This is a genomic window from Zhongshania sp., from assembly GCF_047636175.1.
GTDB lineage: Bacteria > Pseudomonadota > Gammaproteobacteria > Pseudomonadales > Spongiibacteraceae > Spongiibacter.
In genome coordinates this window covers 23,282-44,676 of the sequence record NZ_JBLIKC010000025.1, presented here as the reverse complement: position 1 = coordinate 44,676, position 21,395 = coordinate 23,282, and the positions used below count along the sequence as shown (strand labels likewise).

The window sequence follows — 21,395 nt, the reverse complement described above, 5'->3', positions numbered from 1 at the left end:
TATTTCCTGTTATTTTCTCGATTTATCAGCTATTTCGTATTGCGTAATCCACCACGTATTCACGCTTTTCAGCAAACGCTTCGGGCACATCAACGGCATCGACGTAAAACTGGTTATACCATTGGCGCAGGCGATTGATAGGCCCATCGCCGTCACACAGCACTGGATTATCTACCCGTGTTTTGGTGTGCCAGATATGCACATCTTGAAAGAATGCGGTGCGGTTCTGCTCAACATATTGGCGCGCCATTTCGTCATTCTGCGCGTCGCTCATACCGGCAATTTTCTTCACCGCCACACCAAAGCGCAAATCAAAACTGCCGTGATTAATCGGCACATGGGTCACCAGTAAGCGTGACGCAATGTCCATACCCTCAGCTTTGCCCGTCATAAACGTATTCATATACGCAGGGCCGTGGTAGGTCGCCTCGGAACTCAAGCCTCCGTCTTCAGCCAGCAGCTCTGAACCACCGGTTAACTCCTGGCGGTAGGTGTGCTTGTACACAATATTCTTGAATTCTTGTATCGGCGCGCCATGGATAGGACCAAAATGCGCTACATCTGCCATATTATCGATAAGCTCTCGAGCATTGGTATTGATGGTCATCAAGTCCATATGCCAAATCGTCCAGTCATCGCTAAACAAATCATCGATGAGCGGCGGACGCTGCTCTTCAATCGGCGGTTTACCTTCTGGGTCAAACCACATAAACAGCAAATGGTTTTCTTCTAAGGTCGGATAAGTGCGAATCACCGCTTTAACTGGAATACGTTTGGCGTAAGGTATGTCATCGCAAACACCGTCTGCACCCCAACGCCAAGCGTGAAAAGGACAGCGTATAGAATTGCCTTCCACACAACCTTCACTCAAGTCAGCGCCCATATGGGGACAGTAGCCGTCAAGAATATGCATCTCGCCGTCTTCGCCACGATAGGCAACCAGACGCGTACCAAAATAATTAAGTTTAACCGGCGTGCTAGTATATTCACTCGCCAGACCGAGACAGTACCAACCACGGGCGTAGCGATCGGGTAATTCCGCTGCCTCAATAATATGCGGCTGGCGCGGCACTTGCGCTACCTGACTCATTGTTATTCTCCTTGGGACGCGTTTTTTATAATGGCTCTATATGGTGAAAAATTCTCACACATGCCCACCAGCCGCACCATCCTCCGTTTAGACGAGCTAAAAATTATAAATAAGCGCCTGTTTTCATTAATATTTTCTAGAAAACACGGCAAGCAGCTAGCACCTATTACAAGTCATAACTCGTGGGTAAAATTCCCGCCTTGCGGTATCCTCCGCCAATACCAGCCGTTACAATGAAACCCTAAACCTAAGAAGCTAGGCCCCCAGAAACTTAGAAATAAAAAACTCAGCGCCCGACCGAAACCAACACCAACATTCTTTACTAATAGATTACAGGCACCAATGGCTAGTAAAAAATCATCCAGTAAATCCGCAGTCGACAAACACGAGCGCAAAATCGTCAGCATGAGCCTTCCTGGCCGACCGGGTAAAAACCCCATGCCCGCCGAACAAGCCATCAACTTTGCTACACAGTTAGCGAGCGACGGTAAATGGCCGGTGGTTATTGTTCTGAGCCGACAGCTACTAGCACAAATACCCCAGCTAACTCGCGTCTGGCCCCTGCTATTTCAGGGGCTCACCGAAGCCGGCGACTATAGCGGACTCGCCGCTGCCACGGCGGAACATTTAATTAGCAAACCTCGTGACATCAGCGCACTACTCTCGCAAGCAACCGCGCTACGCCTGCTAGATCATCACGAGCAGGCCCTGCAATCGATTGCGAAAGTCCTGCGTTTAGCACCCGCCAATACCACTGCGATCAATCATCGCGGCGTAATTCTAAAAGAAATGGGCAATATGACTGACGCCCTAGAGGCGTTTAATCGCTGCATCCGATTAGCCCCACAAGATGGCCACGCATACTGGAATAGATCCGATTTATTTAACGACATTAGCGATACCGAGCTCGAAAAAATGGAGGCGGTATTAAGCAAGCCGTCACTCACTCCCAAGAATAAAGCCCGGCTGCACTACGCACTGGCTCGCGGTTACGAATTTCGTGGCAATAGTGAAAAACAATTTTCGCATACCGAAAGTGGCGCAACACTAAAACGCAGCTTACTTCAGTATAACCACGCCGAAGAAATGCAGCAGGTGCAAGATATTCCCATCTATTTCAGTGCTGACACCCTCAATCAAACGCCCCTAGAAGCCAAACCACACAGCGCCAAGCCGATATTTATTTGTGGCCTGCCACGCAGCGGCACCACCTTGGTAGAACAGATTTTATCAACGCATTCTATGGTTACTGCTGGCGATGAGCTAAACGCTCTTCCCCGCGCAGCAGCTGCGTTATTGCAGAAAAAACGTATCGACAAGCCCTTTCCTCTGTGGGCAAAGGATTTAAGCCCAGCGGACTGGCATAGTATTGGCGAAAGCTATCAATCAATGACCAAGAATCTTCATGGCACGGCATTTTTCACTGACAAATATCTTCAAAATTATAAGGCCCTGGGATTGATTCATCTTGCTAAACCAGAGGGCAAAATTATTTTCTGCCGGCGAAATGCAATGGATAATTTGTGGGGATGTTACCGCCAATATTTTGCAGACGGTCTGCGCTTCACTTACGACCAGCAGGAATTAGCTGATAGCTATCATGGCGCCGCCGAACTTTACCGCTACTGGCAAAAAGTCATGCCAGACAAAGTTTTCTTTCTTGAATACGAAACCTTAATTAGCGATTACGAAACCACTGTTAAGGCGCTACTGGCATTTATTGGCTTGCCATGGGAAGAAGAGTGCCTGCACTTTTACAATAATCCCCGAGCAGTCAGAACGACCTCCGCCACACAAGTAAGATCACCCATTAACACCGGCCGAATCGACCAGTGGCAGAAGTTTGAGCGGCAACTAAAGCCGATGTATCAAAGACTGCGCGAACTTGGAGAAATAGAGTAATATCGCGCCGCGTTAGTATTTAAACCGCTGCTAACTCGGCAAAATCACAGTTATTGGCCCCGCTTTCTACGATGACCTTGCCAGCGGCGAACCGCCGCTTTCACCCCAACAACGCCTTGGAATCAGCGCCGACGAACCATCAAAAGGCATCATTCTCGGCATAGACTCGGGCGGTGACCCCGAACTCTTCATCAAAGGAGAGCGCGACAGTCATTGGCCGGCAGCAGACTTCACAGTCCTCCACATATTCATCATCACCGGCAGACAAATCCAGCAACAACTCAATAGGTTCACCGCAGTATGGGCAGTGTTCAGAAACCGACTCTAGAGCATTCATTAAAAATTCCCTCTGTCGTCAATGAATACCCGCGGGAATAAATACATATCGAATAGCCTTTCATAAAATGGATACCTTCGATTTATACACCCTCAGACCCAAGAATGCTGCTCTAGTTAAAATAATATTCGTGACGGAGGCTGCACGACCATTCATTTTGATCAAAAAGAGCCATCGCTCCTGGCGCTAGGAATGGCTTAGATCGCAGCTATGCCCTGGCTTTTGTCCGCCGTCGTCATCAATGACTAAGATGGCAGCGGAGATGGTATCGGCGCTTCGTTCGCTGCAGCACATGCCGTTGTTGCCAAAATTGAAGAAAATCGCAGCAAAGCAATTTTCCACGACGCCAATGTTGCGGTTTTCAGCAAAGTAGAAGGCATAGTGCAAGCAAAGCGCCGTCACCGCAGATGCCTTAGCGCTTTACCATGACGATACCCCAAGCCGCCAATACTCTGTGACGACGGTGTAAATATCAGCAGTGCTATCTTTCCAACCGATGGGATGTATCTGACACCAAATCAACAAACGCCAGAAGGCGGTATCGCTCAGGGATATGAGATCTGTGATGCCAATAATCAAGTAAAGTTAGATCCCGATTTTAAAACACCTGAAAGGTTTTTATTAAAGGCGCCAGCATACTTAAGAAAATAATAAATCATTACCTTTTGATCAAAAAAAACCCCCGGCATTCCGGGGGTTTTTAAAGATCAGACTAAGCTAGGCAAGTTCAAAGCGATCTAGGTTCATCACCTTAGTCCACGCCGCCACAAAGTCAGTTACAAAGCGCGTCTGCGCATCGGCACTGCCGTAGACTTCTGCTAAAGCGCGTAGCTGTGAGTTAGAGCCAAAGACTAGATCAGCCCGTGTACCCGTCCATTTCACTTCGCCGGTGCTGCGGTCCCTACCTTCAAACTCTTCTTCAGATTTTGACGTCGCCTTCCACTCGGTGCTCATGTCTAGCAAATTCACAAAAAAGTCATTACTGAGTGAACCCACATTTTTGGTGAATACACCGTGCTGAGTTTGACCGACATTGGCTCCTAATACTCGCATACCGCCAATAAGAACAGTCAGCTCTGGCGCACTCAATGTCATCAGCTGCGCACGGTCAATCAACAACGCCTCTGAAGCCACCGCGTACTTGCCTTCAAGGTAATTACGGAAGCCATCGGCAATTGGCTCTAACGCTGCAAATGACGCGACATCGGTTTGCTCGTTCGACGCATCCATCCGGCCTGGCGTAAACGCTACAGTCACCGAGTGCCCGGCGTTCTTGGCAGCCTGTTCAATACCCGCACTACCTGCCAACACAATTAAATCTGCCAGCGATACCTTTTTCGCGCCGCTATTGAACTCACTCTGAACACCTTCGAGCGCTGTTAGTACCTTAGCCAATTTAGCAGGTTCATTTACCTCCCAGTCCTTCTGCGGCGCCAGACGAATACGCGCGCCATTTGCACCACCGCGCATATCAGAACTGCGGAAAGTGGAGGCCGAGGCCCACGCGGTAGATACCAGCTCAGCAACCGACAAGCCGGTAGCGACAATATTCGCTTTCAGCGCGGCAATATCACCGTCATCTACTAGCGCATGATCAACCTCTGGAATAGGATCTTGCCAAATCAGCACTTCTGAAGATACGTCTGAGCCGAGATAGCGAACCCGTGGCCCCATATCGCGGTGGGTTAATTTGTACCACGCCCTGGCGAACACATCGGCAAACTCTTCAGGGTTCTCGTAAAAATGTCGAGAGATCTTCTCATAAGCTGGATCAACACGAAGCGCTATATCTGTAGTCAACATGGTGGGTACATGACGTTTATTGTCGTCAAAGGCATCGGGAATCATACCCGCTCCGGCGCCATCCTTAGGCTGCCACTGGTGTGCGCCCGCAGGGCTCTTAGTCAGCTCCCACTCAAAAGAAAACAGATTTTCAAAATAGTTATTACCCCACTGGGTAGGTGTACTGGTCCAAGTCACTTCCAAGCCGCTGGTAATAGCATCAGTGCCTTTACCGCTGAGGTGACTGCTCTTCCATCCAAAGCCCTGCTGGGCAATGGTTCCCGCCTCTGGCTCTGCGCCAACAAGAGCTTCATCACCAGCACCGTGAGTTTTACCAAAAGTGTGACCACCAGCGATTAAGGCAACAGTTTCTTCATCATTCATCGCCATACGGGCAAAGGTTTCACGAATATCGACTGCCGAAGCTAGGGGATCAGGCTCACCATTTGGGCCTTGTGGGTTCACGTAAATTAGACCCATCTGCACCGCGCCAAGTGGATTTTCTAACACTCGATCACCGGTGTAACGCTTATCATCAAGCCACTCGGTTTCAGCGCCCCAATAAATATCTGACTCAGGCCCCCAAATATCTTCCCGACCGCCGGCAAAACCAAAGGTTTTAAAGCCCATTGTCTCTAAAGCCACGTTGCCGGTGAGAATCATTAGATCAGCCCAAGAGATTTTCTTGCCGTATTTTTGCTTAACCGGCCATAGCAACCTGCGCGCCTTATCAAGGTTGCCGTTGTCTGGCCAGCTATTGAGTGGCGCGAACCGCTGACTACCAGTGCCGGCACCGCCTCGACCATCAGCAATCCGGTAGGTACCTGCGCTGTGCCAAGCCATACGAATAAACAAAGGACCGTAATGCCCGAAATCGGCAGGCCACCAGTCTTGGGAGTCGGTCATTAACGCCGCGATATCACTTTTCAAAGCAGCTAAATCAAGGCTTTGAAATTCTTCAGCGTAGTTAAAATCATCGCCCATAGGATTCGACTTGGCCGAGTGCTGATGCAATATATCTACCCGCAGTTGGTTTGGCCACCAATCGCGATTAGTCGTTCCAGAGCCTGCAGCGTGGTTCATTGGACATTTATTATTTGACATAGGATTATTTTCCTTAGGTAGTGAAAGTGTTTTTAACACCTACCTTTTTAGTCGTAGCAGACCTAGCTATCCAACTGTATTTTTCAATCGCGCTGATAGGTTTTAACTGTTGACGCTGCTTTCAGGCGTCACGAACATCGTAATCTGCACGCCATTTGGCTTAAGCCGCCGGCATGCTCAGACCAGCAATGAGCGCTAGGTGGCTAAAATAAACGCCAAGCTGAATTTAACCTACGACACGCCACGGCAGATTTGAGCGCCACCTCCCACAAGCGTCCGTCAAATAGATTCAATACCGTAGCTGCGGGTTACTCGCTCGGTAGAGCGTTCTATTTTGCGCCTTATAAAAAACCCCAAACATCGTTTTCAAGAGCTCAGCTTCCGTTGCCAGCTACTCCTTTTATTGGGGTCCGCCAGTTATGACTTACGTCAAATTGTTCTTAGCCAATATCGTTTCCCCCGCAGGTGACGAGGCTATTGGCCGTTCGGCCACAGGAAAAATCTATTTTTATTGGCGTGACTAAAACTAATTTAAATCCATTGCATACTTTTTTAGTAACTCCATTGGCACAATCTCCAACGCCCTAATGTGAGTGCGTTTAAGATGCAGTCTTGGCGCCATGCCGCTTTCCATCGCCTCTAACCATCGCGAGGCGCAGACACACCAACTATCGCCTGGCTTTAGACCTTTAAAACCGAACTCAGGTGCCGGGTTCGATAGATCATTGCCTTTTAGCTTTGTGAATTCTAAAAATTCCTTCGACGTTTCAATACAAACAGTATGAGAACCAACATCACCTTTGCACGTATTGCACTTCCCGTCCCGGTAGAAGCCGGTAATAGGGTCTTCTCCACACGTCTCTAATTTTTCACCAAATATGTTAATCGATTCATCCATTTCCATTGCTGTATACCTTCGACTTATGACTGGTAGTAAGACCTTAACATCTCAACGCCAACGGAGAGTCAGTTACTCAACTTATTGGCTTGCTTGGGTGCTTAACATTGTTTCAAACTCACGGTCCATTACGCAATAAACAGCTTAAGCGTTTACCGAGATAAAACTCGGCATCCATGAGCTCGATAATTGGCGGCATTTATTAAACGAGCGTATCTTCTTTACTTAAAAACTGCTCTGATTCTATTTAGACTATTTTACCTAAGCATGGAAATGACACTTTCGACTGCGCGTGGCACTAAATGCTGAGCCGAGCGTATACCGCCATTGTCGATAACGATAGTGCTGCGGTCACACCTGCAGCGCTATCGCGGCCGAGGACAGTACTACTTTTGTTTTAGCCCTTTATTACTCATGGGCTTACTTTGCGGCCAGATACTGCCGCCAGCCACCGAAATGGCTGATATCTTCTGCACCGGCTAGACCCGACGCCTCGCAGATAAATCCACTCACCTGACTGCCGTCTTGCAAGCTGACTTTGCCGATACCCAAAGGCGCAGGAATACCCGCTACAAAGCTGCCGAATTCACTGGCGGGTACTGACCACACTTCTACTTCAATAGCGCAGCCCTCGCCTTGCGGCGCAATCACCATACCCGGCCTAAACGGCGGACCACCGGCTAGGGCATAAAGTTTGTAGTCTGGTAAAGACAAAGTTTGCGAGAGCAGATAGCCGCCGCGCTCGGTCAACTGCCAGTTAAGCGGCTGCCCCTGCAAATGCGCGCCACACACCGCTACTGCAATGCGCTGTGAGTTATTCGCAGACGCGGCCGACAAGGCTTGATAATCGGACTGGGATTTCCCCAGTGGTAATTTAAAGAGTTGCTGAATGCGGTTTGCGACAGACAATAGCCGTCGATCGCTAAATGCCTCGCCTACTAATGTTAAACCAAAGGGGAAGCCACTCTCGGTAAACCCTGTGGGCACTGCCACACCGGCCAAATCAAATAGGTTCATATAATTTGTGTAATAACCTAAATTACTATTTAGCCTAATGGGATCGGCATTCACTTCATCGATACTGTAGGGTCGGCCGGCAGTTGGTGTTAACAAACAGTCCACACTCGCCAATACCGCAGTCGCAGCTTTACGCAGCGCTTTTAGGCGATATTGCGCCTTGAAAGCATCTACCGCTGAACCTTTGTCACCCGCTGAAATTATGGTGCGCGTAACATCCAATAATGCCTCTGGCCGCTCTTGAATCAAAGGCGAAGTGGCAATATAACGCTCTGCGACCCAGGGCCCTTCATACAATAAACGTGCGGCGTCTATAAACGGCGCAAAGTCCACTTCGACCAACTCCACCCCGCTTTCAGCAATGGCACTAAGTGTTTGTTGATAGCAGGTGGCATACTCCTCATGACCGAAAAAGACCAGCTGATCGGCGGCTAACACGCCCATCCGCAATGCGCCCTGCCATTGTCCATAATGTCGAGCGCCATTGGCAAAGGAATTGGCACGGCTATAGGCATCAGCGCCATCTTCGCCCTCGGCCACAGTCAAAATAGCGTTGGCATCGTCACACTGCAAAGCAAAAATTGTCATGCAGTCCAAAGACCGACAGGCCGGCAACATACCACTGGCAGACAACAAACCAATACTCGGTTTTACGCCCACCAAATTATTAAAACACGCTGGCACGCGACCGGAGCCTGCAGTGTCTGTGCCCAGTGAAAACGTCGCCATACCCAGAGCTACTGACACCGCGGAACCGGCACTAGAACCACCACTGATCATGCTTGGGTCAAAGCTATTTTTACACGCTCCCCAGGGGGACCGCGTACCCACAAGGCCAGTGGCAAACTGATCGAGATTAGATTTACCGACCGGAATAGCGCCCGCATCAATGAGGCGCTGCACCACAAAAGCCGAGCTTTCCGGTGTATAGGCAAAGCTTTCGCAGGCGGCGGTAGTTGGCACCCCCGCCAAATCAATATTATCTTTTATGGCAAAGGGAATACCGTAAAGTGGCAAGGCCTGCGCAGAGGCAGACTCCAAGCGCTGAAAATAGGGTTCTAACTCTCCCACTGAAAGCGTGTAAATCCAAATATTATGATCGTGATATTGTTCGCAGCGCTGAGCAATAATTCCAAACACCTCGCGCGGTGTTGTCGTGCCCGCCAAATAAGCGGCGCGCAATGCGGTCAAAGAAAGGTTCATGCTAAGTCCTCCAAAATAAGTACAGACTGACCGGCACTCACTCTGGCGCCCTCATGTAATAATTGTTTTTTAACACGCCCCGCCTGTGGCGAAAATACTGCGATTTCCATCTTCATAGACTCTAGTAATAACAGTGGCTGCCCCTCCTTCACCACATCGCCCTCGTTTACTAACCATTGCCATACGCTGCCTGCCACCGAGCTATCGACAGGTATTTCGCCCTCTTGCAAACTAATTACATCAACCGGGTCATCTATTTCAGGCGCTTCGTAATGGAATTGGCCATCGGCATGCCAGCGCGCCAGTTCCTCGGCAAACGCCTGCTCGCGCTGTTTAGTGTGAGTGGTAATGTCCTCACTGTTATCCACCAGCATTTGCTGATAATCGGCTAAGCAAAATTCGCCCTCTACTATGCGCAGCGAATACTTGCCGAGCGGAAAATCATCACGAATTTGCAGCAGCTCATTCTGGCTAACTTCATAGAAACGAATCTGATCAAAAAACCGCAGCAGATAGGGCTCGGTGAATTCTTTAGTGCGACGGTAGCGGTTCCACATTTGCAGAGTTCTACCAATAAACTGATAACCACCCGGCCCTTCCATGCCATAAACACAGAGATAAGAACCCCCGATACCCACCGAGTTTTCGGCCGTCCAAGTGCGCGCCGGATTGTATTTTGTGGTCACCAAACGATGACGAGGATCAACCGGCGTCGCCACCGGCGCGCCCAAATACACATCCCCTAAACCCATGACTAAATACGAGGCATCAAACACGATATCTTTCACCTTATCGATACTATCCAGGCCATTAATACGACGAATGAACTCTAGATTACTCGGACACCAAGGCGCATTCGCGCGCACCGATTGCTGATATTTGACAACGGCCTGACGACACGCTTCATCATCCCAGCTCAACGGCAAGTACACCGTCCGCGACGGCACGTTAAGCTGTTCCAGCTGGGTTGAGAGATGTTTCTCGGCCGCGACCAATATCGCCAGCAAGTCTGCTAAGGAAATTATTTGGGAGTCGTAATGCAACTGTAGAGATCGTATACCCGGTGTCATTTCGCGCACCCCAGCCACTGTATTTTGCTGCAAATATTGCATCAGTGCGTGGGCGCGAAAACGCAGGCGAATATCGAGTTCCAAGGGGCCGTATTCTACTAATAAGAAATGATCGCCAGCCACCCGATACCAGACTTGATCGCCGACCTCGTCGGCGCTTAGGCGCTGCACAATAGGAGATGGCAATTCACTCAAGGGGGTCATCAGCACAGGTGTCGGTGTCAGGGTTTCAATACTGGTCTGCTGGGCAGCCTCGGCGGCTACCGCGTCTGCAATGGTAACCGCCACAAATTGTAATTTATCGCCAGCGCGCAATTGCCCCAGCTTCCAAAGATCGGCGCTAATCACGGTAGCTGGACACACAAAACCGCCTAATGAAGGGCCGTCGGGACCGAGAATAACCGGCATATCGCCGGTAAAATCAACGGTGCCAAAAGCGTAGGCGTTATCGTGAATATTTGACGGGTGCATTCCCGCCTCGCCGCCACTATCACGCGCCCAGTTCGGCTTGGGACCAATCAAGCGGACCCCGGTGCGGCTGGAGTTATAGTGCACTTCCCACTGAGCGCCAAAAAACGCCTCAATATCTGCGGGAGTGAAAAAGTCTGGTGCGCCGTGTGGTCCGTAAATCACCCTTAAGCTCCAGTCTTGGCTTATTTCGGGTTTAAGCTTATCGGGTAAAAGATTGCCCTCAGACAGTGTGCTAGCTAATGACAATACATCCCCCACCCGCAAGGCGCGACCGCTGTGACCACCAAATTGACCAAGGGTAAAAGTCGAGCGCGAACCTAAATATTCAGGGCATTGAATGCCGCCGGCCACGGCCAGATAAGCTCGGGCACCTGAACTGATGCGGCCCAAGGTAAGCGTCTGTCCGGCCTCAAGATGCACAAGCTGCCAAGGCATCACTGGTATTCCATCCGCTCCGGCGCTCCCGCCAAACACAGTCGCCGGGATTGCAGCGCCACCAATCACCACATCGGTGGCCACACTAAATTGCAGACTGGGGCCTTGCAGTGTTATTTCCAACCCTGCGGCGCGGCTGTCATTACCTAATAAGCGATTAGCTAAACGGAAGGAATAACTGTCAAAGGGCCCAGATGGCGGCACGCCCACGTCCCAATAACCGCTGCGCGCCGGGTAATCCTGCACGGTGGTTTGAGTACCCGCTTGTAACACGGTCATTCGCTGCGGCTGCCACTGAAAATCGTTAAGGTAGCGAGTGGTGATCAGCCCTTCTTTCAACACGGGATCATCTAACAGCGCGCGCAAATATTCGCGGTTGCTGACAATGCCATATAACTCGGTTTCATCCAGCGCTGCAGCCACGCCTTGCAAGGCCGCGCTGCGCTCTGGCGCATGGAATATAATCTTGGCCAACATGGGATCAAAATACGGTGACACTTCAGTGCCACTGTCTAACCAATGATCAATGCGCAAGCCCTTGGCTTCCGGAAAGGAAACCTTACTAAGCAAACCTGCACAGGGCTGGAACTGTCGATACGGATCTTCGGCATAAACTCGCACTTGCATGGCATGACCCTTGGGCACCAGTTTCTTGCGCAGTGCAGCAAGATCCGGCAAATCGCCTGCAGCTAACATTAGCATCCATGCAACTAGGTCTATTCCCCAAACCGCCTCGGTGACGCCGTGCTCTACTTGCAGGCGGGTATTCACTTCCAAAAAGTAATATTCGCCACTGTCCTGATCGTAAATAAATTCTACGGTACCGGCGTTGCGGTAATTAACTACTGACAATAAATCCTCAGCTTGGGTGTAGAGCAAATGGCGCAAAGAATCTGGCAGGTTCGGCGCTGGGCATTCTTCTACTACTTTCTGGTTCCGGCGTTGAGCCGAGCAGTCGCGCTCGCCAATGGCGATCACTTGACCGTAACCATCGCCAAATACTTGAACTTCAATATGTCTGGCGTGGGCGATAAACTTTTCTAGAAACACGCCGTCGTTAGAAAAATTATTACCGCTCAGTTTTTTAACTTTGTCGAAGCCACTGCGCAAATCGTCTTCGCTATGACAAACCTGCATACCAATACCACCGCCGCCGGCAGTGCTCTTTAGCATTACTGGGTAGCCAATTCCCGCCGCTAAGCTAACAGCGCTTTCCAAATCATTGAGCAGGCCGGTTCCGGGGGGCAGTGGCACGCCCACCGATTCGGCAATTTCTCGCGCCTTATGCTTTAAACCAAAATCGAGCATGTGCTGTGCAGTAGGACCAATAAAGGCAATTCCTGCTGCCTCACAGCGGCTAACAAAGGCCGCGTTTTCACTGAGAAAGCCGTAACCTGGGTGAATAGCTTCTGCGCCGCAGAGCTGAGCAATATCAATGATTTTATCGGCATTGAGATAGGTTTCGGCAGCACCACCGTCCCCTAAACTATAGGTTTCATCGGCGTTGCGCACATGCAAACTTCCGCTGTCGGCTTCGGCGTAAACAGCAACGGCGATAATATCGAAATCTTTTAAGGTGCGAATTATCCGTGTGGCAATTGCGCCACGGTTAGCAATCAAAACTTTCTGGAACATAGCAATCCGGTAACGGGCCGTCCCGTTGTGCTATACGACAGCGGTCGTCCACTGAAGCGTTAACAAAACAATGTTTATACTGCGCTCAGGCTGCATCCCACACTAAATATTCAATTGGCGTGGGGTTGAAGGCATTACAGGGGTTATTCAACTGGGGGCAATTAGAGATCAGTACATAAACATCAACTAAGGCCTTCAGCTCCACGTATTTGCCGGCACCGGAAATACCATCGGCAAAGCTCAGGCCGCCATCGGCGGTGACCGGAACATTCATAAAGAAATTGATATTGTGGGTAATATCGCGCTTGCTTAAACCGTATTCTGGTTTTTCGGCAATGGCCAACATCCAGCTGTCACGGCAGGCGTGCATACAGCGTTTTTCCAGATCGTAGCGCACGGTATTGCTCTCGGTGGCACAGGCGCCACCGAGGGTATCGTGGCGGCCACAGGTGTCAGCAACAATTTCCAGCATGGGGTGATTTTTATTGCTGCGCAGTATTGAGCCCGCCGTCAAATACACATTGCCCTGCTCACGGATAGTATCGGTGACACTGTATCGTTCGGCGGGATCATCCGCACAATAAAATAATGTGTCCGCCGCCTGATTACCCTCTAAATCTAATAATCTTAAAACTTGTCCGGCGCTGACTTTACCTAGATAGTAATCACCCGCCAATACCACTTCACGAAATACCGCCGCTGCTGCCAGCAAGTCACTTTCTTTAATCATAATGCAGCCCTCTTCTCAGCTGCCTAGGTAATACAAGGCATTATTTGTAAAACCGCGACGGTTTTCGTCACAGTGATTCAGACATATATCGTCGTCAATCATCGGCTCGGATAAACCCAGCTCAATACCAATACGATGGCGGGGATATTGCTCCGCCTGCTGCAGGGGATGCGGGCAGGCATGTATCAATACTAAGGCGTCCATCTCAAGTCGCAGCCTAACGCTACTGCCTGCGGCGCTACCATGCTCTGCCAGCGACATATCGCCGTCGACATTGGTCACCACTTTGCTAAACCAGTTGATATTGGCCGCCATGTCCGCGCCACCCAAGCCGTACTTTGCCAACTCGGTTAAAAAGGCATCGTAGCCATTTTGGTGCCAGTCATTGCGGTCGCTTTGATAATTACGTGCACCCCAGCGATCTGCCACTTGAGCCGCGTGACTATTACCACACACAGTGTCATGCCAGCCGCTGTCATCACTAATAACAGATGCAAAAATCCGTCCCATATCAGAATACAAGCAATGACCTTGGGTGAGTTTAAACGTGTGCTGACACTTGAGTGTGTCTGGGGCGTTGTAACGCTCCAATAAATTGCGCGGGTTATAAAACAGCATAGCCGCATTGCCACCGCCATCTAGATTACGCAAGGTGATCTGAGTACCCCGCCGGAGCTCGACAGACCAATGACCGCCAGCGGGTAGTAATGTTGCATAATTTTGCATTTTTTAAACGTACTCCGCCGGTTCAGGCTCCATCAAACTCTCGTCAATTTCATCGAGTAATTCTTGGGCACACTCTCCCACTGGCAGATCATAAGTAATCCCTGCGCCGTAGGCATTAGGTGCTTGTGCATCTACCCGCCGTTTATCAAACACCCACAATCGAGTTCCCAAATGAAAGCCCTCTTTTAAATCGTGGGTAACCATAAATATAGTGAGCTTATGTCTACTCCATAGATCCAGTACCAACTCGTGCATATCTGCACGAATACCGGGGTCAAGCGCGCCAAAAGGTTCGTCTAGCAAGAGAATGCGCGGCTTTAAAATTAAGGCCTGAGCAATCGCTAAACGCTGACGCATACCGCCAGAGAGTTCATCTGGGTAACGCTGCTGCATGTGACTAAGACCAACAATATTTAGCAGCTCGGCCGCCTCTGCCTGTGCGGCTTTTTTAGCACTGCCCCAGAGAAACCCAAATTTGGTTTTTTCGAAGGCCCGGGCAATCGCCACGTTTTCTAAAACACTTAAATGTGGAAACACCGAATACTGTTGAAAAACCACGCCACGATCGGCATCAGGCTCCGTGGGAATAGGTTTACCATCGAGTAAAATACTACCCTGCGATGGCGTTTCATTACCCAGAAGCATTTTTAAAAATGTACTTTTACCACAACCCGACGCGCCAACCAGAGTGATGAACTCGCCCTCTTTTACCGAGGCAGAAATATTTTCTAAAATGACATTATCGCCGTAGCGTTTCCAAATATTATTAATTTCGATCATGACTTACCTTCCTGCTGAGCGTGCCACGGAAAGGCTGTGCGACTGAGCTTGGCAAGCAGATAATCGATGGTGAAAGCTAGCAGCGTAATCCATGCCACATAAGGCAAAATAATATCCATGGAAAGGTAGCGACGCACTAAAAATACCCGGTAGCCCAAGCCGTCTGTTGATGCAATCGCCTCCGCAGCAATAAGGAATAACCACGCCGTACCCAATGACAGCCGCACGGCATCGATCAGTCTTGGCATTAACTGGGGTATTAGTACCCGCAAAATAATCTGGCCACTATTAGCCCCCAAGGTTTGTGCTTTTACCAACTGTTCACGGGGAATTTCCAGGGCACGCTTTTGAATCTCTCTGGCAATAAAGGGAGTCACACCGATGGCAATGAGCGCCACCTTAGAGACCTCACCCAATCCGAATACAATAAATAACACTGGCAGTAAGGCCATGGGCGGCACCAGCGATATCGTAGTGAGCAGTGGGGCAAAACCGGCATTTAATACTGGCAAGGCGCCGGTCATCAAGCCAAAGAACATACCCAGTGACGCGGCAATAAGCATACCCAAACCCAGACGCTGTAAACTGCTGAGAGTATCTTGCCAAAACAAATAATCGCCGGTGCGCTTGCTTGGTTCAAATGCTAGACGTTGAATTGCATCGCTCATTTTGGCAAAACTGGGTAGTAATTTATCAGCGGCGTTTTCAGCAAGTCGCGCGTCTGACGCGGAAATATATAGCAATAAAATTGCCGCAAATGGCAGCAGAGCTAAACCAATTCTCCATATCCGTGAGGGTGTAAAATTGATGAGTCGTTTCATTATTAGCTACATTCCTTATTATAAAATTTGCTAACCACGCGCCGCGATCCTGTTTAAATCATCACCATACATGGCTAGCAAAACCGTCTTACAAGTTGCCGTCAGCGGCCATTTGCATATAGCTAGGGTCAAAACGGAGCTTAATATTTTTGCTATTACCAAACACCCCCGCTGCTGTTTCTATACCAATAAATCCGGCGTCTGGTGCACCGTTACCCAAGAGACCGTGTTTAAAGGAGAACTCTGCAACACTTTTCATGGTGGCTTTGAGTGCTACGCTGTTGGTAAATTCAACCGCGCTGGCTGGGGTGTAAAACATTTTGGTGCTGGCGAGCTGCGATTCATAACCGGCTAAATCGGTACCAGAGGCAATGCCCATTTCAGTACGAGCATCAATACCTGCTTTTCCCACGTCACTCATAGTAGCCATGATTTCATACCAAGCACCGGTCAGCGCTTTACCCAGATTCGGATTCGCTTTAAGGATGTCGGTATTGATAACTAACAGATCAATGATTTCGCCGGGGATCATCGAAGAATCGAAGACCTTATTCGAGCCAGGCATACTCATGATTTCACTTAGCAGAGGATTCCAAGTCGCCACCGAAGTAACACTGGCGGTGGGGAATACCGCAACCATATCAGCGTCTGAGGTATTAACAACGGTAACATCCGCCTCAGTCATACCCACACTTTCTAAGCCGCGAGCGAGCAGGTAATGCGAGACACTTAGCTCAACCAAGTTGACCTGCTGGCCCTTGATGTCCTTAAGCTCTTGGTAACCCTTGAGTACCACGGCGTCATTACCGTTGGAGAAATCGCCCACAATTAAGGCAGTGCTATCAACACCACCGGCAGCAGGGATAGTCAGAGCGTCCATATTGGTCATGGCACAGGCGGCAAACTCGCCAGTGGTATATTGGTTAATAGATTCGATGTAATCGTTGATTTGTACGACGTCTATATTAAGGTCGTATTTTTTAGCCCACTTATCGACAATTTTTTGCTCGGCGCCATAGCCCCAAGGCATCCAACCTACGTAAATTGACCAACAAATTTTGAAGCTGTCGGTAGCGGCAGCAGAGAACGACGAAAACGTCAGGGTAAGCAGTAAAGCGGCAATTCGCTTCATAAGTAAACCTCCAGCGGTTTTACACAGATTCATAGAGCACTCCTGGCGAATATCACCGATCGTCTCCCGGGCTTTTATCCCGCCGTGTAACCTTGTGATTTAGCAGTGCTGCTAAACGCGCCGAAGGTCGAAAGCTCTCGGACCAGTCACCTCAACAGTAATTGAGATCGGAACCCTAGCTTTCCATTTTCAAATTGTAATTCGTCCAATACAACCAAGAGTGCGGACATATTAGTTAATACAAGGTTCGTGCCAAGCCAAATAAAACGCCGTTCTATGAGCTTTTAGGAGAATCACCTGACATCCCAATCAGCACCACACAGAATTATCGCACCAACATGAAGCCTGATAGGCACCAAAATAAACCAATTCCACTACTTGGCTTTACCGCCAGTATCCGAATAATTAAACGTTTCGACTCAACCCCATACGCTTAATCCGCGATGCTAAGGTCGTTGGTTTCATACCTAGCAGCGCCGCTGCACCGTCGTCACCAAACAACTTCCAATCCGTCTGCTCTAAAGCCGCCAACATGTTTGCCCGTAATTTCCCCTGCATTTCGTCGTCAGACAAAACCACGGCTTCATCATTGCCGGTAGCCGTTGCCACATTTTGCGCACTGCCGGTACTTGGCAGGTCAATGACGGTCCGGCCATGGCGAGAAGTGATCGCTGCGCGCTCCATCACATTCTGTAACTCTCGAACATTTCCCGGCCAAGGGTACTGCTGCAACAGTCTTAAATCGACTTGTCGTAACCGCGCGTTGTGCTGACCGAACTTTTGACACGCCTGTTCCAGAAAGTGACTGGCCAGCACCGCTACATCACTGCCCCGCTCCCGAAGTGGCGGCGAGTGAATGGGAAACACATTTAAGCGGAAATATAAATCTTCTCTGAATCGCTGCTTTACAACTTCCTGTTTTAAATCTTTGTTGGTGGCTGCGATTAGCCTAACTTTTACATCGCGGGTACGCTCTTCACCCACTCGTTCAAGCTGTCCCTCCTGCAAAACACGCAGCAATTTGCTTTGTAATTCCAGCGGAATTTCGCCAACCTCATCCAGAAACAAAGTACCACCGTTTGCTAATTCAAAGCGGCCAATACGATCTCGCACCGCCCCAGTAAACGCGCCCCGAATATGTCCAAAGAATTCGCTCTCAAATAGTTCACGAGGAATTGCCGCACAATTCACTCGAATCATCGGTTTATCCCGACGTTCGCTAGCCTCATGAATGGCGCGGGCAATCAATTCCTTGCCAGTACCGGATTCGCCGGTAATCAGCACGTTAGCATCGGTTTGCGCAACCATATCAATCTGTTGGAGCAACCGGCGCACACTGGCACTTTCGCCGATTATGCCGCTGTAGCGCTGTTCAATGAGAAATTCCTGCTGCAAATATGCGTTTTCATCCTCAAGTCGAGATTTAAGCTCTTTCAATTCTTTCAGCGCATCGCGCAATTTTTTCTCAGTTCGTTGACGCTCACTGATGTCGCGGAAGACGACGACCGCCCCGATAATTTTGCTGTCTTGAATAATTGGTGTACTGGTGAATTCAACAGGAAAGGGTGTGCCGTCATGCTTCCAAAATACTTCTTTAAACCCTTCGCGAACAACGCCATCGCGAATTGCCGCGTAAATTGGGCACTCTTCAACCGGGTAGTGACTGCCGTCCTCGTGAGTATGATGGTGAACGTAGTGAACATTATGTCCCAGCACATCGCTGTCGCCGCGACCAAACAAACGCATCGCAGCGGGATTCATAAAATTACATAAGCCGTCAGTATCCACGCAGTAAATACCGTCGCCCACCGAGGTCAGCATCAATAAATTTTCGCGCTCACTCTGCTGAAAAATACTCTGCAGGTGCTTCCACTCCAGCAGGCCGCCGCGCACCAACCCGTCTGCCTTAGCATTATTGCGACTGCGCTCAGTGGATGGCACATCGCGTATTGCAACAACCAGGTATTCCTTGCGCTTAATAATTGCCCTGGCACCGGACAGCTCCACCGGAATTCGCTCATTGTTCTTCAGCCGACAGGAGATCCGATTACTCCACGCCTTGCCCTGAGCGAGCACCTGCTCGGTAAATACAATCAGCTGGCCCAGCTCTTGCCCGTGAATGGCCGATACAGGCATCCCTAAAATTTCCTGGCGACTGAAGCCAAGGAGGTCGCTGGCGGCAATATTACAGTCCACGTAACGATTATTAGCGGGATCTAACAGCATCAAGGGTTCAGAGCATTGCTCGAATGCCACATTGCGCATCCCGTAGGCCAACTTACCCCATTCATCATTAGAATCTGACAAATCAAACATGGTTTTCCCTCATGTCATCAAGCACACCATCAACCTCGATAATCTACGCAATTGCGTACACTTTAACTACTCCTTTGCGTAGAAAACTGCAAATGCGTCGTGAAAAATATATCGAAAATATCCATCAAAAATACGATCTCAAAATCACTATTTTTTAAGACTATGTTTTCTATAAGAAAAAAAATATTAACCAAATTATTTCGGGCCCAGCAAAATTCCGGCACGGCATTCGCTTTAACAAAGGCGGGTAGCGGCGGAAGGCGGTTACTAATCACCTCCTGCCTCTGTCATCAACAAGCCTACGAAAACTAGAGGAAACAACGATGCCTACTGTGGAAATACCCCATTACAAAGATGGCGACTTTTTGGTCGATTACGAAGAAAAAGTTTTTGAAGACGTGCAAGCCGATCCGGGTGCCAAAGCCCTGCTCACCTTTCACACCATTGCCTTTGAGGGCTCCATCGGCTTAGTCAATTTACTGCAAGCCAAGCGCCTGCTGAGAAAAGGCTTTGAAACGAAAATTTTGCTCTACGGCCCCGGCGTGCAATTAGGCATACAACGCGGCTTTCCAACACTCGGCGCAGAAGCTTTCCCCGGTCACCTAGCCTGCAACAACCAACTGAAAGCGTTCATGGAAGAAGGCGGTGAAGTCTATGCCTGTCGCTTCGCTTTGCAGGCGCTGTATGGCCAAACAGAAAAAGCATTAATTGAGGGAATTCGTCCGATCAATCCCTTAGATGTAATGGATCTCCAGCTTCTTATGGCGAGAGAAAAGGCCTTTACTGTCCACACCTGGACCTCTTAAAAGTACCCAGCAAACTCAGCTCGCGCTGATGAGAATACACCGCGCGAGCTGAGTTTCAAAAATCGGAAATAGATGGTTTACATAATTATCTATTGACCGAGTCACAGCAAAGTAACAGGGATAACTATGACCGACATACTTGCCGCAGCCGTACAATGTAGTCCAGTGCTGTATTCCTGCGAAGGCACCGTCTCTAAAATTTGCACATGGATTGCCGACTTAGGTAAACAGGGTGTGCAGATGGCCGTATTTCCGGAAACAGTCGTCCCCTACTACCCTTATTTTTCTTTTATCCAGTCGCCGGTAAACATGGGTAAACAACACCTGCAGTTAATGCGCGAATCAGTCGTCGTACCCTCGGTTCACACAGATCGAATAGCGGCGGCCGCCGCCAAAGCCGGTATGGTTGTCTCCGTCGGCATCAATGAACTGGACGGCCACACCCTCTACAACGCCCAACTGCTGTTCGATAGCGATGGCCGCCTAGTTCAACACCGGCGCAAAATCACCCCCACTTATCACGAGCGCATGATCTGGGGACAAGGTGACGGCTCGGGATTATCAGCAGTAGACACCGCCATTGGCAGGGTGGGCTCGCTGGCCTGCTGGGAACATTTCAATCCCTTGGCACGATACGCCCTCATGGCAGATCACGAAGAATTTCATGTTGCGATGTTTCCTGGCTCCTTGGTGGGAGAAATCTTTGCCGAGCAAATCGAAGTGACCATACGCAATCACGCCCTTGAATCTGGCTGCTTTGTTATTAACGCAACCAGCTGGTTAAGCCCCGCGCAGCAGCAGCAAATCGTCGTCGATACCGGCGGCCCGCTCGCGGCAATCAGCGGCGGCTGCTTTACCGCCATTGTCTCTCCCGAGGGGCGATTACTTGGCGACACTCTACGCAGTGACAGTGGTGAGGGTGCCTGTATTGCCAGTTTAGATAAAGCCCTTATCGCTAAACGTAAACGCATGATGGACTCAGTCGGCCACTACAGCCGCCCAGAACTACTCAGTCTTCTGATCAATAAAACCCCACGCCCACATATGCAAAATATGGCGTCTGCTGATGCGCATACAGATGTGCAAGAAATCGTCGAAAACCCACTAGTAAACAACAAATCACTGTCCACATCGGCTTGA

Annotated in this window: 16 protein-coding genes and 1 riboswitch; of the genes, 3 read left to right on the top strand and 13 right to left on the bottom strand. The window is 49.7% G+C overall.

Annotated features, from left to right (window positions below; all coding sequences use genetic code 11):
• Positions 1 to 25: 25 nt before the first annotated feature.
• Positions 26 to 1,090 carry a Rieske 2Fe-2S domain-containing protein gene (locus tag ACI955_RS14190; protein ID WP_415244400.1) on the bottom strand — a complete coding sequence of 355 codons (1,065 nt, stop codon included), beginning with the start codon at positions 1,088 to 1,090 and terminating at the stop codon, positions 26 to 28.
• Between the two features lie 342 nt (positions 1,091 to 1,432).
• On the opposite strand from ACI955_RS14190, the gene ACI955_RS14185 reads away from it, so the two are divergent.
• A complete protein-coding gene (locus ACI955_RS14185) occupies positions 1,433 to 2,992 on the top strand; it encodes a sulfotransferase (protein ID WP_415244399.1) in 1,560 nt (519 codons plus the stop codon).
• A gap of 139 nt (positions 2,993 to 3,131) precedes the next feature.
• Here the strand turns inward: ACI955_RS14185 and ACI955_RS14180 are convergent, their stop codons facing one another.
• The 12 genes from ACI955_RS14180 to ACI955_RS14125 all read right to left on the bottom strand — a co-directional run bounded on the left by ACI955_RS14180 (position 3,132) and on the right by ACI955_RS14125 (position 19,449).
• Positions 3,132 to 3,329, bottom strand: coding sequence for a CPXCG motif-containing cysteine-rich protein (locus ACI955_RS14180; protein ID WP_415244398.1), 198 nt, complete (start codon positions 3,327 to 3,329; stop codon positions 3,132 to 3,134).
• Between the two features lie 186 nt (positions 3,330 to 3,515).
• The gene (locus ACI955_RS14175; RefSeq protein ID WP_415244397.1) at positions 3,516 to 3,731 is read right to left on the bottom strand and encodes a hypothetical protein; all 216 of its coding nucleotides are present in this window, start codon (positions 3,729 to 3,731) and stop codon (positions 3,516 to 3,518) included.
• A 315-nt stretch (positions 3,732 to 4,046) separates the two neighbouring features.
• A complete protein-coding gene (gene katG / locus ACI955_RS14170) occupies positions 4,047 to 6,215 on the bottom strand; it encodes a catalase/peroxidase HPI (RefSeq protein WP_415244396.1) in 2,169 nt (722 codons plus the stop codon).
• 526 nt (positions 6,216 to 6,741) lie between these two features.
• Positions 6,742 to 7,119 (bottom strand): DUF2237 family protein, encoded by a 378-nt coding sequence (locus ACI955_RS14165; RefSeq protein WP_415244395.1) that lies wholly within the window; start codon positions 7,117 to 7,119, stop codon positions 6,742 to 6,744.
• 414 nt (positions 7,120 to 7,533) lie between these two features.
• Positions 7,534 to 9,333 carry an allophanate hydrolase gene (atzF, locus tag ACI955_RS14160; RefSeq protein ID WP_415244394.1) on the bottom strand — a complete coding sequence of 600 codons (1,800 nt, stop codon included), beginning with the start codon at positions 9,331 to 9,333 and terminating at the stop codon, positions 7,534 to 7,536.
• Positions 9,330 to 12,944, bottom strand: coding sequence for an urea carboxylase (gene uca, locus ACI955_RS14155; protein WP_415244393.1), 3,615 nt, complete (start codon positions 12,942 to 12,944; stop codon positions 9,330 to 9,332). Before uca ends, atzF begins: the two co-directional genes overlap by 4 nt.
• An 85-nt stretch (positions 12,945 to 13,029) precedes the next feature.
• Positions 13,030 to 13,674, bottom strand: a complete 645-nt coding sequence (locus ACI955_RS14150; RefSeq protein WP_415244392.1) for an urea amidolyase associated protein UAAP2 — start codon at positions 13,672 to 13,674, stop codon at positions 13,030 to 13,032.
• A 15-nt stretch (positions 13,675 to 13,689) separates the two neighbouring features.
• Positions 13,690 to 14,400: an urea amidolyase associated protein UAAP1 gene (locus ACI955_RS14145; protein WP_415244391.1), complete on the bottom strand. Its 711-nt coding sequence runs from the start codon at positions 14,398 to 14,400 to the stop codon at positions 13,690 to 13,692.
• A gap of 3 nt (positions 14,401 to 14,403) precedes the next feature.
• Positions 14,404 to 15,180: an ABC transporter ATP-binding protein gene (locus tag ACI955_RS14140; protein ID WP_415244390.1), complete on the bottom strand. Its 777-nt coding sequence runs from the start codon at positions 15,178 to 15,180 to the stop codon at positions 14,404 to 14,406.
• On the bottom strand, positions 15,177 to 16,001 hold the full coding sequence (locus ACI955_RS14135; protein WP_415244389.1) for an ABC transporter permease: 825 nt from the start codon (positions 15,999 to 16,001) through the stop codon (positions 15,177 to 15,179). Before ACI955_RS14135 ends, ACI955_RS14140 begins: the two co-directional genes overlap by 4 nt.
• An 88-nt stretch (positions 16,002 to 16,089) precedes the next feature.
• Positions 16,090 to 17,133 (bottom strand): putative urea ABC transporter substrate-binding protein, encoded by a 1,044-nt coding sequence (locus tag ACI955_RS14130; RefSeq protein ID WP_415244416.1) that lies wholly within the window; start codon positions 17,131 to 17,133, stop codon positions 16,090 to 16,092.
• A gap of 61 nt (positions 17,134 to 17,194) precedes the next feature.
• A riboswitch (guanidine-I (ykkC/yxkD leader) is annotated at positions 17,195 to 17,323 on the bottom strand.
• A gap of 215 nt (positions 17,324 to 17,538) precedes the next feature.
• Entirely contained in the window at positions 17,539 to 19,449 is a 1,911-nt protein-coding gene (locus ACI955_RS14125; protein WP_415244388.1) for a sigma 54-interacting transcriptional regulator, read from the bottom strand.
• A 323-nt stretch (positions 19,450 to 19,772) separates the two neighbouring features.
• Here ACI955_RS14125 and ACI955_RS14120 point away from each other — a divergent pair, with 323 nt between their 5' ends.
• Positions 19,773 to 20,255: an MSMEG_0572/Sll0783 family nitrogen starvation response protein gene (locus ACI955_RS14120; protein WP_415244387.1), complete on the top strand. Its 483-nt coding sequence runs from the start codon at positions 19,773 to 19,775 to the stop codon at positions 20,253 to 20,255.
• A gap of 126 nt (positions 20,256 to 20,381) precedes the next feature.
• Positions 20,382 to 21,395, top strand: a complete 1,014-nt coding sequence (locus tag ACI955_RS14115) for a nitrilase-related carbon-nitrogen hydrolase (RefSeq protein WP_415244386.1) — start codon at positions 20,382 to 20,384, stop codon at positions 21,393 to 21,395.